This is a genomic window from Halomonas sp. KM-1 (assembly GCF_000246875.1).
GTDB lineage: Bacteria > Pseudomonadota > Gammaproteobacteria > Pseudomonadales > Halomonadaceae > Halomonas > Halomonas aerodenitrificans.
Map to the genome: position 1 here is coordinate 18746 of NZ_BAEU01000109.1, position 14571 is coordinate 33316.

Here is a 14571-nt window from a genome sequence, read left to right on the forward strand (position 1 = left end):
GGATAACCATGGACATGATGGATGCGCTCATCGCCGGCGGCTGGTTGATGATTCCCCTGCTGGGGTGCTCGCTGCTGGCGACGGTGATCATCATCGAGCGGCTGTGGACACTGCGGGCCAAGCGCATCGCGCCCTATGGCCTGGGCCAGGAGGTCTGCTCGCTGGTGGCACGCGGGCAGGTCAACCTGTACTGGCTGGAAGGCCACTCCCCCCTGGGTGGCGTGCTGGCCGCCGGGCTGCGCAATGCCCGGCTGGGCCACGAGCAGGTCAGGGCGCGGCTGCAGGAAGCGGCAACGGCCGTGATCCATGACATGGAGCGCTTTCTCAGCCCACTGGGTACCATTGCCGCCATCACGCCGCTGATCGGGCTGCTGGGCACCGTGGTGGGCATGATCGAGGTCTTTGCCGTGATCGTCTCTGCCGACGGCGTGGGGCGTACCGCCGAGCTTGCCGGCGGCATCTCGCGGGCCCTGGTAACCACGGCCGCCGGGCTCACCGTGGCGATCCCGGCGCTGATGTTCCACCGCTACTTCCAGCGCCGGGTCGAGGAGATCACCGTACGCATGGAGGAGCAGGCCAGCCAGGTGGTCGAGTTTCTCGCTCACTATCGCGGCGAGATCGGCTTCAACGAGCAGCGTGAAGGCGAGCGCCCTGGCGCGGAGGCTCGGCCCTCGTGAAGTTCGCTCGCAGGCGCCATGATCCGGTGGAGGTCAACCTCACGCCGCTCATCGACGTGGTCTTCCTGCTGCTGATCTTCTTCATGGTGTCGACCACCTTCGAGACGCGTCAGGCCCTCGAACTCACCCTGCCGGAAAGCGTTTCCGGGGTGGATCTCGAGGTATCGCCGGTCACCCTGGTGGTGACCGAACAGGGGCGCTATCGTCTGGGCGAGCGAGAGCTCGACGCCGCTGAACTGAGCCGGGCGCTGGCTGACGAGGCCGAGCAGGCCAGGCAGCATGGGCTGGTGGTCGAAGCCGACGCCAGAGCGGTACATGCCGATGTGGTGCGCGCCCTGGATCAGGCCGGCGTGCACGGCATTCGCCAGGTGCGCATCGCCACGCGCGAAACACAGGCAACATCCACGCAAGCGGAGACACCGTGAATCAAGACCGGACCCAACACTCGGGCTGGGCCCTCTACAAGCAGCTGCTGGCTTATGTGAAGCCTCACTGGATCTCCTTTTCCCTGGCGATCGTCGGCTATGCCATCTATGCGGCCTCCAGCACGGCCCTGGCCGAGATGATGAAGCGCCTGATCGACGGCATCCAGAACCCGGATGCCGCCTTTCGCCTGTTCCTGCCGCTGTTCGTGGTGCTGATGTTCGCCGCCAGGGGGCTGGGCACCTTCCTCGGCACCTACTTCATGAGCAACGTGGCACGCAACGTGGTCCATGCGCTGCGCTGCAACGTGTTCAACCACATGCTGCACCTGCCCGGTCGCTTCTTCGATTCGCACTCCAGCGGTCATCTGATCTCGCGGGTTACCTACCATGTCGAGCAGGTCACCGGGGCGGCGACCAACGCCATCACCATACTGCTGCGCGAGGGGCTGTTCGTGGTGGGTCTGCTGTCCTACCTGCTCTGGACCAACTGGATGCTGACCCTGCTGTTCGTGGCGGTGACCCCGCTGATCGGCGGTGTGGTGAGCTATGCCAGCAAGCGCTTTCGGCGTATCTCTCTGCGCATTCAGGACTCCATGGGTGACGTGACCCATGTCGCTTCCGAGGCGCTGACGGGGTACCGGGTGGTGCGTACCCATGGTGCCGAAGCGTACGAGAAGGAGCGCTTTGCCCGGGCCAGCGACTACAACCGTCAGCAGAAGATGAAGGAAGCCCTGACCAAGGCCATCAGCACGCCGGTGATCCAGCTGCTGATTGCCGTGTCGCTGGCCGTGCTGGTATGGCTGGCCATGTCGCCGGCGCTGCTGGCCGACATGACGCCTGGCGAGTTCGTTGCCTTCATCACCGCCGCCTCGCTGATGGCCAAGCCTGTGCGTCAGTTAACCGAGATCAACAGCGAGATCCAGAAGGGCATTGCCGCCGCCAGCGAGCTGTTCGGCCTGATGCAGGTGCCGCTCGAGCCCGATGAGGGCTCTCGCGAGCCCGAGCGCTTGCGGGGCCGGGTCGAACTGCGTGGGGTCCACTTCCGCTATGGCGACGATCAGCCCGACGTGCTCAAGGGCATCGATGTGGTGATCGAACCTGGCGAGATGGTCGCGATCGTCGGACGCTCGGGCAGTGGCAAGTCGACCCTGGCCGGGCTGCTGCCGCGCTTCTACCGTCCTACCGCCGGGGAAGTGCTGATCGATGACGTGCCCATCGATGAGTATCGCCTGGCACCGCTGCGCCGACAGATCGCCCTGGTGTCGCAGCAGGTCACGCTGTTCAACGCCAGCGTGGCCGACAATATCGCCTACGGCATGCCGGAAGCGGATCGGCGCGCCATCGAGAGCGCCGCGAAGGCGGCCTATGCTCATGAGTTCATCGAGCGCCTGCCCGGTGGTTACGACACTATCGTCGGTGACAACGGCGTCATGCTCTCCGGCGGCCAGCGCCAACGGCTCGCCATCGCCCGGGCGATCTTCAAGGATTCTCCGCTGCTGGTGCTCGACGAAGCGACATCGGCGCTGGACACCGAGTCGGAGCGTTACATCCAGCAGGCGCTGGAGGTGGTGTGTCGTGGCCGTACTACCCTGGTGATTGCACACCGGCTCTCCACCATCGAGCGGGCCGACCGCATTCTGGTGATGGAGCAGGGACGGATCGTCGAGCAGGGCAGTCACGCCGAACTGCTGGCACGCGAAGGCGCCTATGCGGCGTTGCATCGATTACAGTTCCAGGAAACCTCGGTGTCATGAGCCTGGGGGAGCGCTGGTTGCAGGCCGCCTATCAGGGCAGTGCCTGGCTCAGGCTGCTCAAGCCGCTCGAGGCACTGTATCGCCTGGTGGTGGCGCGGCGTGCCGACGCCTACCGCGACGGCCGGCGTGACGTGTGGCGTGCCGAGGTGCCGGTGATCGTGGTGGGTAACGTGACCCTGGGTGGCACCGGCAAGTCTCCTCTGGTGGCCTGGCTGGCGCGCCATCTCAGCGAACGGGGCTGGCGACCGGGGATCGTCTCGCGGGGATATGGAGGCAAGGCGGCGCGTGAAACGGATCATCCGCTGCGTGTCACGCTGCAAACCCCCATCGAGCAGAGTGGAGACGAGCCGCGCATGCTGGCGCGCCAGACCGGCGTGCCGGTGGTGGTGGACCCCGACCGGCCGCGTGGCGCCAAGGCCCTGTGCGAGCTGGGCTGCGATATCCTGCTCAGCGATGACGGCCTGCAGCACTTGGCGCTGGGACGCGATATCGAGCTGGTGGTCGTCGACGGCCGTCGCGGCTTCGGCAACGGACACTGTCTTCCGGCCGGCCCGCTGCGCGAGCCACTGTCGCGCCTGGACGAGGTTGATGCGGTGCTGATCAACGGCGAGCCGGCCTTCACCCCACCTCAGGGCGCCTGGATTTTCCGCCTGGTGCCGGCGCGCTGGCGTTCGCTGAGCGATGGCGTGGCAAGGCCCCTGACACCGCTGCCTTTCGGCGGGCCGGTTCACGGCGTGGCGGGTATCGGCAATCCACAGCGCTTCTTCGCCACGCTGGAGGCGCTGGGCGTACGGGCCGTGCCACATGCCTTTCCCGATCACCATCGGTTCACGGCCCAGGATCTGACCTTCGGCGACGGCCTGCCGGTGGTGATGACGGCCAAGGATGCCGAGAAGTGCGACTTGCTGGCGCTCGGGGAGGTCTGGGTGCTGGAGGTCGAAGCCGAACCTTCGCTGGACTTCGTGGCCTGGCTGGACAGACGCCTTGCAAGCCTGCGATAACCGAATGGCCAGGTGAGCGAGAGCATGATACTCGTGGATATAGAGGTGAAACGATGGACAAGGAACTGCTGGCCATGTTGGTCTGCCCGCTGTGCAAGGGCAAGCTAAAGTACGACCGCGAGGCTCAGGAATTGGTATGCCTTTACGATGGCCTGGCCTATCCGATACGTGACGGTATCCCGGTGATGCTGCCTGAAGAAGCGCGGCAACTGGACGTGGACGAGAAGCTGCCGGCTTCGCCCGGACGCACCGGGGAAGCATGATGGCGCAGGATCGAACCTTCATTGCGGTGGTTCCGGCGCGCTTCGGCTCATCGCGCCTGCCGGGCAAGCCGCTGCTTGATATTGGCGGCGAGCCCATGGTGGCCCATGTCTGGCGACGGGCCTCGGCGAGTTCCGCCAGTCGAGTCGTCGTCGCCACCGACGATGATCGCATCCGCGACGCCCTGACCCCGCTGGGTGCCGAGGTGGTCATGACCCGCGCCGACCATCCGTCCGGTACCGACCGGCTGGCCGAGGTCGCTGAGCTGCTGGCGCTCGATGACGACGCCGTGCTGGTCAACGTACAGGGAGACGAGCCGCTGATTCCGCCGCGGCTGATCGATCAGGTGGCCATGCGCCTGCACGACGATGCCGAGGCATCCATCGCCACCCTCGCCGAATCCATCGCCGACGTCGAGTCGCTGTTCAATCCCAACGTGGTCAAGGTGGTACGCTCGCTTTCCGGGCGGGCGCTCTATTTTTCCCGCGCCCCCATTCCTTGGGATCGCGAGGCCTTTGCCGCGCGCCCCGAATGGCTCGAAACCGATGCGTGGCTGCGCCATATCGGCATCTATGCCTATCGCGCCGGCTTCCTCGCGGCCTATCGCGACTGGACCCCTTCGGCACTCGAACGGCTGGAGCAACTGGAGCAGCTGCGCGCGCTGCACTACGGGCATGTCATCCAGGTGGCGCTGGCCGCCGAGCCCAATCCACCCGGCGTCGACACGCCCGAAGATCTGGAGCGCGTCAGGGCACTGCTGAGCGCGAACCGATAAGGAGTAGAGCATGCGCGTTCTTTTCGTCTGCCTCGGCAACATCTGTCGCTCGCCCACCGCCGAGGGCGTCTTCCGGCGCGAGCTGGAGAAGGCGGGGTTGGCACATCGGGTGGAAGTCGACTCCTGCGGCATTGCCCACTGGCACGTGGGCAAGGGGCCCGACCCGCGCACTACGGCGGCGGCGCGCCAGCGTGGCGTCGACCTGAGCGAACTGCGTGCGCGCCAGCTGGCAGCCGAGGACTTCTCGCGCTTCGATTACCTGCTGGCGATGGACCACGACAACCTGGCGGCCATCCGTGCGCAGTGCCCCGAGGGGTGTGGCGCCCATATCGGCCTGTTTCTCGACTTCGCCGGTCACGTCGACCGCCCGGTGCCCGATCCCTACTACGGCGGTGAGCAGGGCTTCGAAGAGGTGCTGGACCTGGTCGAAGCCGCCTCGCGCGGCCTGCTCGAGGAGATCGCCCGTCGGCTCGAAGGGCACCGGGTTTGAACGATATCGTCCGTCACGATCATGATCTGACGCGGAGCAACACGCTGGGCTTGCCATGCCGGGCCGAGCGTTTTGCCGCTCCGGAAACGGTGGATCAGCTGCGCCGGCTGCTGCAACGGGCTGCCGCACAGGGCTGGCCTGTTACCCTGCTTGGCGGTGGCAGCAACCTGATCCTGCCGCAGCGTCTGAGTGGCCTGGTGGTCAGGCCGGCGCTGAATCATTGGTGGCTGGAGCGGCAGGGCAGCGCCGTGAAGCTACATGTCGGTGCCGGCGTCGAGTGGCATCCGCTGGTCATGACATTGGCGGCGCGTGGCCTGTGGGGCACGGAAAACCTGGCCCTGATACCCGGCCACTGCGGCGCCGCACCGATCCAGAACATCGGTGCCTACGGGGTCGAGCTGTGCGAGCTGGTCGAGGCGGTGCAGGTCGTATTCATGGAAGATGGGCGAAGCGCCGTGCTTACGGTGGAGGAGTGCGCCTTCGGCTACCGAGACAGCATCTTCAAGGGCGAGCTCGAGGGCAGGGTGGTCATTACCGGCATGACGCTTCGGCTTGACCGTGAGGCCGCGCCTCGCCTGACCTACGGCGATCTGGCCCAGCGGGTAGGTCCTGGGCCGACTCCGCTCGAGGTGGCCGAGGCGGTATGCGCCATTCGCCGCGAGAAACTTCCCGATCCGGCTGAGCTGGGCAATGCCGGCAGCTTCTTCAAGAATCCCATCGTGGAGCGGGAGGTAGCCGAGCTCTTGCTGGCGACATGGCCCGACATGCCGCGCTTCGAGCTGGCCGATGGGCGGGTGAAGCTGGCTGCCGGCTGGCTGATCGACCGCTGCGGCCTCAAGGGGTGGCGCAGCGGGCACTTCGGCGTGCACGAACGTCAGGCCCTGGTGCTGGTGCACTTCGGCGGCGGCAATGCCGAAGAGCTGCTGGCCGTCGCCGACGCCGTGGCTGAACGGGTCCGAGAGCGTTTTGGCGTGGTACTGGAGCGGGAGCCCCGGCTGGCCTGAGCCTTGTTCTGAATCCTGTCCGGCCTAAACCCTGCTCGTACCGAGAGCTGACCAACGAAAATGGCCCGCACATAGTGTGCGGGCCATTTCATTGCGGTGCGAGCCGTTCAGCCCTGGCTGCCTTTCTGCCCCTCTTGCTCGCGTTTGCGGATCTCACGCGGGTCGTTGTGGGCGCGGCGACGGCGGCGCTGAGCGGCCTGAGGCTGCTCGCTTTCGGCCTGCTGCGGAGCGTCTGCTTTCGGCTCCTCGGCTTTGGCTTCCGGCTTTGGCTCCTGTGCTTCTGGCGCTTTGGCTTCAGGTGCTGTGGCCTTCACCGGTTCGGCAGGTTTCTCCGCCGGCTTGTCGGTCGTCTTGGGTGCCTTGGCTTCAGATGCCTGGGCCTTCACCGCCTCGGCGGGCTTCTCCGCTGGCTGGTCGGTCGGCTTGGGCGCATCCGCCTGGGGCGCTTCTGCCTTGGGCGCCTGGGCTTTCTGCTCCTGGGTGTCAGGGGCTTTGGCTTCAGGCGCCTGGGCCTTCACCGCCTCGGCGGGTTTCTCCGCCGGCTGGTCGCTCGGCTTGGGCGCATCCGCCTTGGGGGCTTCTGCCTTGGGCGCCTGGGCTTTCTGCTCCTGGATTTCAGGTGCCTTGGCTTCAGGCGCCTGGGCCTTCACCGCCTCGGCGGGTTTCTCCGCCGGCTGGTCGCTCGGCTTGGGTGCATCCGCCTTGGGGGCTTCTGCCTTGGTCGCCTGGGCTTTCTGCTCCTGGATTTCAGGTGCTTTGGCGTCAGGCGCTTTGGTTTCAGATGCCTGGGCCTTCACCGCCTCGGCGGGTTTCTCCGCCGGCTTGTCGCTCGGCTTGGGCGCCTGGGCTTTCTGCTCCTGGGTGTCAGGTGCCTTGGCTTCAGGCGCCTGGGCCTTCACCGCCTCGGCGGGTTTCTCCGCCGGCTGCTCGCTCGGCTTGGGCACATCCGCCTTGGGTGCTTCTGCCTTGGGGGCCTGGGCTTTCTGCTCCTGGGTATCAGGTGCCTTGGTTTCAGGGGCCTTGGTTTCAGGGGCCTGGGCCTTCACCGTCTCGGTGGGCTTCTCCGCCGGCTTGGGCGCATCCGCCTTGGCCTGCTCCGCACCGGCTTCATCCTTCTGCTCGGGCGCTTCGGCCTGCAGACGCTTCTGCTCGGCTTCGGCCTGAGGATTGATGGCGTGCTGGCGCGAGCGGTTGCGCGGATTGTTGCGCGTGCGCTTGGGCTTGCCGTCGTCGACCGGCTCTGCAGCCTGCTCGGCCGGCTTCTCCTGGGGCTCCCCCTTTTCTGCCTTCTGCCTCCGGGTGGCGTCGTCACGACCGCGCGGTTTGCCTTGGCGTGCTTCGTCGGTCTGCGGCTTGTCGCTGCGCGCCTGTCCGCGGCCGCGTCCGCCACGGCCTTCTCCACGACCTTCGCCTCGGCCTTCTCCACGACCGGCAGCGCTGTCCTGGCGAGCTTCCTGACGGCCCTCGGAGCGGGCGCTCTCACCACCGCCGGCCTGCTGGCGGGACTGCCCGCGCTGGCCGCGAGGCTCATCCTGTCCTTCACTGCGTGAACGGCGACGCTGACGACCATTGCGCTCGCCACGCTCGTCATCGCCGCTGCGGGCAGGGGCCGGCGGCGGTGTGGCCGGCTTGCGCGACTCGGTTGCTGTGGTGGTGTCGCTCTCGGCTCCGCCGAGCAGCTTGGTCACACCCTTGAGCAGGCGGCCGAGCACACCGGCAGCGGGAGCGGCAGCAGGGGCGACAGACGGCTTCGCAGCCGGCTCCTGCTGCAGCGAAGCCGGCGCCGGCTCGTTGTGGATCACCGTCTTGACGGCCGCCTCGGAGCGGGCAACCGGCTTGGCGATGCTCATGTCCGGCTCCTTGCCGATGTCCGTCTCGACGGACAGCTCGAAGCTGGACTTGTCGTGATCGCCTTCCTCTTCGACATGGTCGTCACGCAGACGCTGCACGTCGTAGTGCGGGGTGTCCATATCGGGGTTGGGCAGTACCAGCACACGGACGCCTTGGCGCTTCTCGATGTCCGAGAGGACTGCACGCTTCTCGTTGAGCAGATAGGTGGCGACCGGTACCGGCAGAATGGCGCGAATCTGGGCGCTGCGCTCCTTCATCGCTTCTTCCTCGATCAGGCGCATGATCGAGAGCGACAGTGAGCGCACGTCGCGAATGGTGCCCTGGCCGTTGCAGCGTGGGCAGACTACGCCGCTGGTTTCGCCCAGCGAAGGCCGCAGGCGCTGGCGTGACATCTCCATCAGGCCGAAGCGCGAGATGCGACCGATCTGCACCCGGGCACGGTCGAGCTTGAGCGCGTCGCGCATGCGGTTCTCGACCTCGCGCTGGTTGCGCGCCGGGCTCATGTCGATGAAGTCGATGACCACCAGGCCGCCGATATCGCGCAGGCGCAGCTGGCGGGCGATCTCGTCGGCCGCTTCCAGGTTGGTCTGCAGCGCGGTTTCCTCGATGTCGCTGCCACGGGTGGCGCGCGCCGAGTTGATGTCGATGGAGACCAGCGCTTCGGTATGGTCAATGACGATGGAGCCACCGGAGGGCAGCTTCACTTCGCGCTCGTAGGCGGTCTCGATCTGCGATTCGATCTGAAAGCGCGAGAACAGCGGCACTTCATCGGCGTAGAGCTTGATCTTCTGCTGGTAGGAAGGCATGACCTGACGGATGAAGGTCAGCGCCTCCTGATGCACTTCGGGACTGTCGATCAGCACCTCGCCGATGTCCTGGCGCAGGTAGTCGCGCATGGCGCGGATGATGACGTTCGACTCGCGGTAGATCAGGAAGGGGGCGGGGCGTTTGCCGGCCTCCTCGGTGATCGACTCCCACACCTGGACCAGATAGTCGAGATCCCACTGCAGCTCCTCGGAGCTGCGGCCGATGCCGGCGGTGCGCACGATCACGCCCATCTTTTCCGGCACGGTGAGCAGGCCCATGGCCTCCTTGAGCTGGGTGCGCTCGTCGCCTTCGATGCGACGCGAAATGCCGCCGGCGCGGGGGTTGTTGGGCATCAGAACGAGGAAGCGGCCGGCGAGGCTGATGAAGGTGGTCAGCGCCGCCCCCTTGTTGCCGCGCTCCTCCTTGTCGACCTGGACGATGACTTCCTGGCCTTCCTTGAGAACTTCCTTGATGCTGGGGCGCCCCGAGGCTTCCTTCAGGAAGTACTCGCGGGAAATTTCCTTGAGAGGGAGAAAACCGTGGCGATCGGCGCCGAAGTCGACGAAGGCGGCTTCGAGGGAGGGTTCTACGCGGGTGATCTTGCCGCGGTAGATGTTGGCTTTCTTTTGCTCCCGGGCACCGGACTCGATGTCCAGGTCGTACAGGCGTTGTCCATCGACCAGCGCAACACGCAGCTCTTCCGGCTGGGTTGCATTGATGAGCATCCGTTTCATGTTGTCTCGCAATCTGGACGCGCCGGGGGGCATCGAAGAAGGCGAACCTCTGGGTGCTGCGTGCTTGTGCTCAGCGCATGTCGCGGATGCACAGTGGCGCCCGATCGTACCGGCACCGTGAGGGCCCAGCACGACATGATCATGTTGAGTACGCGGCGGAGGCAGGACATGTCTCGGTGGGTCTTCTCCCATCCGGCCCTGCGGTCACCGCCAGACACCTGGCATTCATCGATTCGCCAACGCCGGCCACCGGCACGATGTTGAACGATTCCCGTGGCCACCGCTCGCCTGTGACTGATGCGAGCCGGGATCCGGGCGTGGCGTCATTACTTGTATTGCTGCAAATTCATGCGTCTATCACTCGTCGGCGGCGGGATCCATGTACAGGGATCGTCGCGGCCCGATTTCGTCGCTCCGGCCTGCGTGTCTGTCGTGCAGGCGCCATGGGACCGAAGGGATCCATCCGAGCGAGCTGGCAATATAGCAGTAATGGCAATTCGCAGCAATTGGCGCAGCGCATCGCCGAGTACGTTAGAATGCTGGCTCACAACGGATTTTCAGCAGGAGTGTCATGACCGAAGGTCGCGACGTACAGTGGGTGGAAGTGGGCGAAGGGCAGTCGGGCCAGCGGGTCGACAACTTTCTGATAACGCGCCTGAAAGGCGTGCCGCGAACCTTGGTCTACCGCATCGTGCGCAAGGGCGAGGTGCGGGTCAACAAGAAGCGGGTCAAGGCCGATTACCGCCTGCAGCCTGGCGACGTGGTGCGTATCCCGCCGCTGAAGCTGGCCCCGCGCGAGGCGGTCAAGCAGGTCAGCGAAGGGTTGCGCAACCTGCTGGCCGGCAGCGTGCTGGTGGAAGGTCCGGGCTGGCTGGTACTCAACAAGCCGGCCGGTTTGCCCGTGCACGGCGGCAGCGGCGTCAAGATCGGCCTGATCGAGGCCCTGCGCCAGGTGCGCGAGGATCTCGACTTTCTCGAGCTGGTGCACCGGCTCGATCGCGACACCTCCGGCTGCTTGCTGTTGGCCAAGTCGCGTCCGGCGCTGCTCGCCCTCAACGAGGCGCTCAAGGGTCACAAGATGGACAAGCGCTACCTGGCGCTGGTGGCGGGTCGCTGGCCCGCCCGGCGCGAGTTCGTCAGCGCCCGGCTCGACCGCTACGATGCCGGCAACGGCGAGCGCCGAGTACGGGTGGATGCGGCGGGCAAGGTCGCGCGCACCCGCTTTGCCGTGCGCGAGACGTTTCCCAAGGCGACCCTGATCGAAGCCGAGCCGGTCACCGGGCGTACCCATCAGATTCGCGTGCATGCCGCGCATGCAGGCTTTCCGCTGCTGGGTGACGACAAGTACGGCTCGCGTGAGGGTGCGGTGCTGGCGCGGCAGTTGGGCCTGTCGCGCCTGTTTCTGCATGCCGAGTCGCTGACCTTCCCCGAGCCGAGCAGTGGACGACCGGTGCAGATTCGTGCACCCCTGCCGGAAGAGCTCGAGGCGGTGCTGTCGCGCGCTCGCGAGTCCCATTGAGCACTGCCTCATCGATATCTGACGCGGAGTTGTCATGCGCTACCGACTGGTGATCTTCGACTGGGATGGAACCCTGATGGATTCCGCTGCCCGAATCGTTTCCAGCATGCAGGCGGCGGCGCGCGATGCCGGCTGGGGCCATCTCGAGGCGGCGGCGGTTCGCGACATCATCGGTCTGGGGCTTCCCGAGGCCATCGATCGCCTGTGCCCGGGGATCGATGCCGAGCGCTTCGAGCTGCTGCGTAGCCGTTATGTGCACTATTTCGTCGAGGCCGATGGCACGCCGATGACCTTCTTCGACGGCGTCGAATCCGGCATTGCCACGCTGCGCGAGCGGCACGAACGGCGGCTGGCCGTGGCCACCGGCAAGAGCCGGCGAGGGCTCGACCGGGTCTTTCGCGAAAGCGACAGCGGTCGTTGGTTCCACGCCAGTCGCACGGCGGACGAAACCCGCTCCAAGCCACACCCACAGATGCTCGAGGAGCTGCTGGTGGAGCTGGGCACGCCGGTGGAGGAGGCGGTGATGGTTGGGGACACCGAGTATGACCTGGAGATGGCGCGCGCCCTGGGCATGGATCGGGTCGCCGTCACCTGGGGGGTGCATGAGCCGGGACGGCTGGCGGCGAGTCGCCCTGTCTATACTGCCGGGACGGTAGGCGAACTGTTCGAATGGCTGAATCGCGAGTGATGAAAAGGAAGACGAGTCAATGAGCGACGACAAGCGGCAAGACGACGACAAGCGCCCGGAGCGCGAAGATCGCTGGACCGATGGGCCGCAGCTGACCCCCGAGCAGGCGCGCGAGGTGCGTCAGGCCAAGATCGAGAAGCCGGCGCCGCCTGCCGAAAGTGCCGAGGTGCTGCGTGAGCGGCAGCGTCTGGCGCAGCAGGAGATGCTCGATCGCTGGATCGGCGGCGTGCTGACGGAGCAGCGTCGTTCGCGGCGCTGGAAACTGTTCTTTCGCTTCTTCTTCGCCGCGCTGATCCTGGCCTCGTTGGCCACCAGCTTCTATAGCCTGTTCGGCGATGGTGCCCGCGAGCCCGAGCGACAGCATCTGGGCGTGGTAACCGTGCGTGGTGTGATCGATGGCGAATCCCCGGCCAGCGCCGAGCGCATCATCGAAGGGCTCAACCGTGCCTGGGATGCCGACAATGCCGCTGCCGTGGTGCTGCACATCGACAGTCCGGGAGGCAGTCCGGTGCAGTCCCAGCGGGTCTACCAGGAGATCATGCGGCTGCGTGAAGAGGGCGGCAAGCCGATCATCGCGGTAATCGAGGACGTCGGCGCCAGCGGTGCCTACTACATGGCGGCGGCCGCCGATGAGATCATCGCCGCGCCGGCAAGTCTGGTGGGGTCGATCGGGGTCATCTTCGCCAGCTTCGGCTTCGAGGAGGCGATCGACAATCTCGGGATCGAGCGGCGTATTTATGTCAGCGGCGAGAACAAGGGCTTCCTCGATCCATTCTCGCCGGTGCGGCCGGAGGAGCGCGAGTTCTGGCAGACGGTGATGGATACCACCCATGGCCAGTTCATCGAGGCGGTGCGGCTGGGCCGGGGCGATCGTCTGGTGGAGGATGAGCGCCTCTTCAGCGGTCTGATCTGGAGCGGTCAGCAGGCGTATGAGCTGGGTCTCATCGATGGGATCGGCAGCCTCGACGCCCTGAGTCGCGAGCTGTTTGGCGAGGTGCGCCTGCACGACTACACGCCGCGGCTGGATCCCTTCGAGCGGCTGACCCGTCAGTTTGGCCGGGTCGCCGCCGAGTGGATGGGCGTGCCCTCCAGTCGTTCGCCGGTGCGCTACCAGCTGCCCTGATCGCCCAGTGGGTCGAGGCCCGCTTCGCGCAGCAGGGCGCACAGGCGAATCAGTGGCAGACCGATGAGAGTGTTGGGGTCGTCGCCCTCGAGTTTTTCGAACAGGGCGACGCCCAGCCCTTCCATGCGAAAGCTGCCGGCGCTGTCCAGCGGTCGCTCGCGCTCCACGTAGCGAGCGATCTCGTCATCACTGAGGCGCCTGAACACCACGTCGTAACGCTCGTGACAGACCCGGTGGCTCGCCTGGCGGGTGTCGACCAGGGCCAGGCCGGTGAGAAAGGTGACCCGCTGACCGGAAAAGCGTGCGAGCTGAGCGCGGGCCGTGGCTTCGTCGCCAGGCTTGCCGAGAATCTCGCCGCCGAACACGGCGACCTGGTCAGAGCCGATGATGAGATGGTCGGGATACTGCTCGGCCACACGGCTGGCCTTGGCCAGAGCCAGGCGGTGCACCAGTGCTTGCGGCGTTTCGCCGGGACGTGGTGTTTCGTCGATATCGGGGCTGAGCCAGGCGTAGGGCAGGCCCAGGCGGTCGAGGAGTTGGCGGCGCCAGGGGGAGCCTGAGGCGAGAACGAGTCGTGGCATGGTGTGCTCCTGTGCTGGGTGATGCGAGCCGTTGGCGGGTTCGAAGAGAGAGGTATTGTAACTTGCTGACATGGCGTCTTTGACAGGGGCATGGGGAGTGCCTATCATTGCGCGCCTATGTTGACCTCACGACTTCCCAACAAGGTCGAGCCCTATCGGCTCGCCGCTCGTGCCGAAAGCCTCTCGGGGCTGATGGCGCTCGACCAGTTCGAGCGCCTTGCCGCCCAGGTGGGCGAGCAGACGGGCGACTGCCAGGTGTGGCTCGACTTCGGCATCGATGCCCAGGGGCGCCGTGAGATTCGCGGCCGTCTCGAGGCCGAGCTGCAGCTGCCCTGTCGGCGCTGCCTCGAGCCGCTGTCTCAGCGCGTCGAGAGCGAGTTCCTGCTGGGAATGGTCTCGAGCGATGCGCTGGCGGCGGAGCTGCCGAGCACCCACGAGCCGGTGCTGGTGGAAAACGAACAGCTGAACCTGCTGGAGGTGGTGGAGGATGAATTGATCCTCAGTCTGCCCCAGGTGGTTTACCACGACGAGGCGCATTGCCGTGTCTCGCGCGACCAGCTGAGCAGCGGCGAGGAGTTCGTGGAGAACGAGCCTGCTCCCGCGAGTCCTTTCGAGGTGCTGCGCCGCCTCAAGGACAAATCCTGATTGTTTATCGTCTCACTTCGGAGTGACACCCATGGCAGTTCAACAGAATCGTAAGACTCGTTCCAAGCGCGGCATGCGTCGTAGCCATGACGCCCTGAGCGCGCCGACCCTGTCTCAGGACAAGGAAACCGGCACCACTCACCTGCGTCACCACGTCTCCCCCGACGGTTTCTACCGCGGTCGCAAGGTCGTCGACGTCTAAGTCGACCCGCCTCGATGACCATCGGCACCTGAAC

At 66.0% G+C, this 14571-nt stretch carries 15 protein-coding genes; 13 read left to right on the top strand and 2 right to left on the bottom strand.

From position 1 onward, the window contains the following. The first annotated feature begins 8 nt into the window (after positions 1 to 8). The 8 genes from B8115_RS11470 to murB are packed head-to-tail and all read left to right on the top strand — an operon-like array spanning position 9 to position 6387. On the top strand, positions 9 to 677 hold the full coding sequence (locus tag B8115_RS11470; RefSeq protein WP_010627940.1) for a MotA/TolQ/ExbB proton channel family protein: 669 nt from the start codon (positions 9 to 11) through the stop codon (positions 675 to 677). Further along, a complete protein-coding gene (locus B8115_RS11475) occupies positions 674 to 1102 on the top strand; it encodes a biopolymer transporter ExbD (protein WP_010627941.1) in 429 nt (142 codons plus the stop codon). The genes B8115_RS11470 and B8115_RS11475 overlap by 4 nt, the downstream gene beginning before the upstream one ends. Beyond that, positions 1099 to 2856, top strand: coding sequence for a lipid A export permease/ATP-binding protein MsbA (gene msbA / locus B8115_RS11480; RefSeq protein WP_010627942.1), 1758 nt, complete (start codon positions 1099 to 1101; stop codon positions 2854 to 2856). The genes B8115_RS11475 and msbA overlap by 4 nt, the downstream gene beginning before the upstream one ends. Then, the gene (gene lpxK, locus B8115_RS11485) at positions 2853 to 3857 is read left to right on the top strand and encodes a tetraacyldisaccharide 4'-kinase (RefSeq protein ID WP_010627943.1); all 1005 of its coding nucleotides are present in this window, start codon (positions 2853 to 2855) and stop codon (positions 3855 to 3857) included. The genes msbA and lpxK overlap by 4 nt, the downstream gene beginning before the upstream one ends. A gap of 53 nt (positions 3858 to 3910) precedes the next feature. Continuing rightward, positions 3911 to 4120, top strand: a complete 210-nt coding sequence (locus B8115_RS11490) for a Trm112 family protein (RefSeq protein ID WP_010627944.1) — start codon at positions 3911 to 3913, stop codon at positions 4118 to 4120. Continuing rightward, a complete protein-coding gene (kdsB, locus tag B8115_RS11495) occupies positions 4117 to 4893 on the top strand; it encodes a 3-deoxy-manno-octulosonate cytidylyltransferase (RefSeq protein ID WP_010627945.1) in 777 nt (258 codons plus the stop codon). Before B8115_RS11490 ends, kdsB begins: the two co-directional genes overlap by 4 nt. A 10-nt stretch (positions 4894 to 4903) precedes the next feature. After that, a complete protein-coding gene (locus B8115_RS11500; protein ID WP_010627946.1) occupies positions 4904 to 5383 on the top strand; it encodes a low molecular weight protein-tyrosine-phosphatase in 480 nt (159 codons plus the stop codon). Then, on the top strand, positions 5380 to 6387 hold the full coding sequence (gene murB / locus B8115_RS11505) for a UDP-N-acetylmuramate dehydrogenase (protein WP_010627947.1): 1008 nt from the start codon (positions 5380 to 5382) through the stop codon (positions 6385 to 6387). Before B8115_RS11500 ends, murB begins: the two co-directional genes overlap by 4 nt. Before the next feature lie 107 nt (positions 6388 to 6494). Here the strand turns inward: murB and rne are convergent, their stop codons facing one another. Continuing rightward, the gene (gene rne, locus B8115_RS11510) at positions 6495 to 9779 is read right to left on the bottom strand and encodes a ribonuclease E (protein WP_026038063.1); all 3285 of its coding nucleotides are present in this window, start codon (positions 9777 to 9779) and stop codon (positions 6495 to 6497) included. A 571-nt stretch (positions 9780 to 10350) separates the two neighbouring features. Between rne and B8115_RS11515 the strand changes: the two genes are divergently transcribed. The 3 genes from B8115_RS11515 to sppA are packed head-to-tail and all read left to right on the top strand — an operon-like array spanning position 10351 to position 13109. Continuing rightward, positions 10351 to 11298 carry an RluA family pseudouridine synthase gene (locus tag B8115_RS11515; RefSeq protein WP_010627949.1) on the top strand — a complete coding sequence of 316 codons (948 nt, stop codon included), beginning with the start codon at positions 10351 to 10353 and terminating at the stop codon, positions 11296 to 11298. A 34-nt stretch (positions 11299 to 11332) separates the two neighbouring features. After that, positions 11333 to 11986 carry an HAD family hydrolase gene (locus tag B8115_RS11520; protein ID WP_010627950.1) on the top strand — a complete coding sequence of 218 codons (654 nt, stop codon included), beginning with the start codon at positions 11333 to 11335 and terminating at the stop codon, positions 11984 to 11986. A gap of 19 nt (positions 11987 to 12005) precedes the next feature. Further along, positions 12006 to 13109 (top strand): signal peptide peptidase SppA, encoded by a 1104-nt coding sequence (gene sppA / locus B8115_RS11525; protein WP_010627951.1) that lies wholly within the window; start codon positions 12006 to 12008, stop codon positions 13107 to 13109. Here sppA and B8115_RS11530 read toward each other — a convergent pair. Further along, entirely contained in the window at positions 13094 to 13690 is a 597-nt protein-coding gene (locus tag B8115_RS11530) for a nucleoside triphosphate pyrophosphatase (RefSeq protein ID WP_010627952.1), read from the bottom strand. The genes sppA and B8115_RS11530 overlap by 16 nt on opposite strands. Positions 13691 to 13807: 117 nt before the next feature. On the opposite strand from B8115_RS11530, the gene B8115_RS11535 reads away from it, so the two are divergent. Continuing rightward, positions 13808 to 14335: a YceD family protein gene (locus B8115_RS11535; protein ID WP_010627953.1), complete on the top strand. Its 528-nt coding sequence runs from the start codon at positions 13808 to 13810 to the stop codon at positions 14333 to 14335. 31 nt (positions 14336 to 14366) lie between these two features. Beyond that, entirely contained in the window at positions 14367 to 14537 is a 171-nt protein-coding gene (gene rpmF, locus B8115_RS11540; RefSeq protein WP_010627954.1) for a 50S ribosomal protein L32, read from the top strand. The last annotated feature ends 34 nt before the right edge of the window (positions 14538 to 14571 follow it).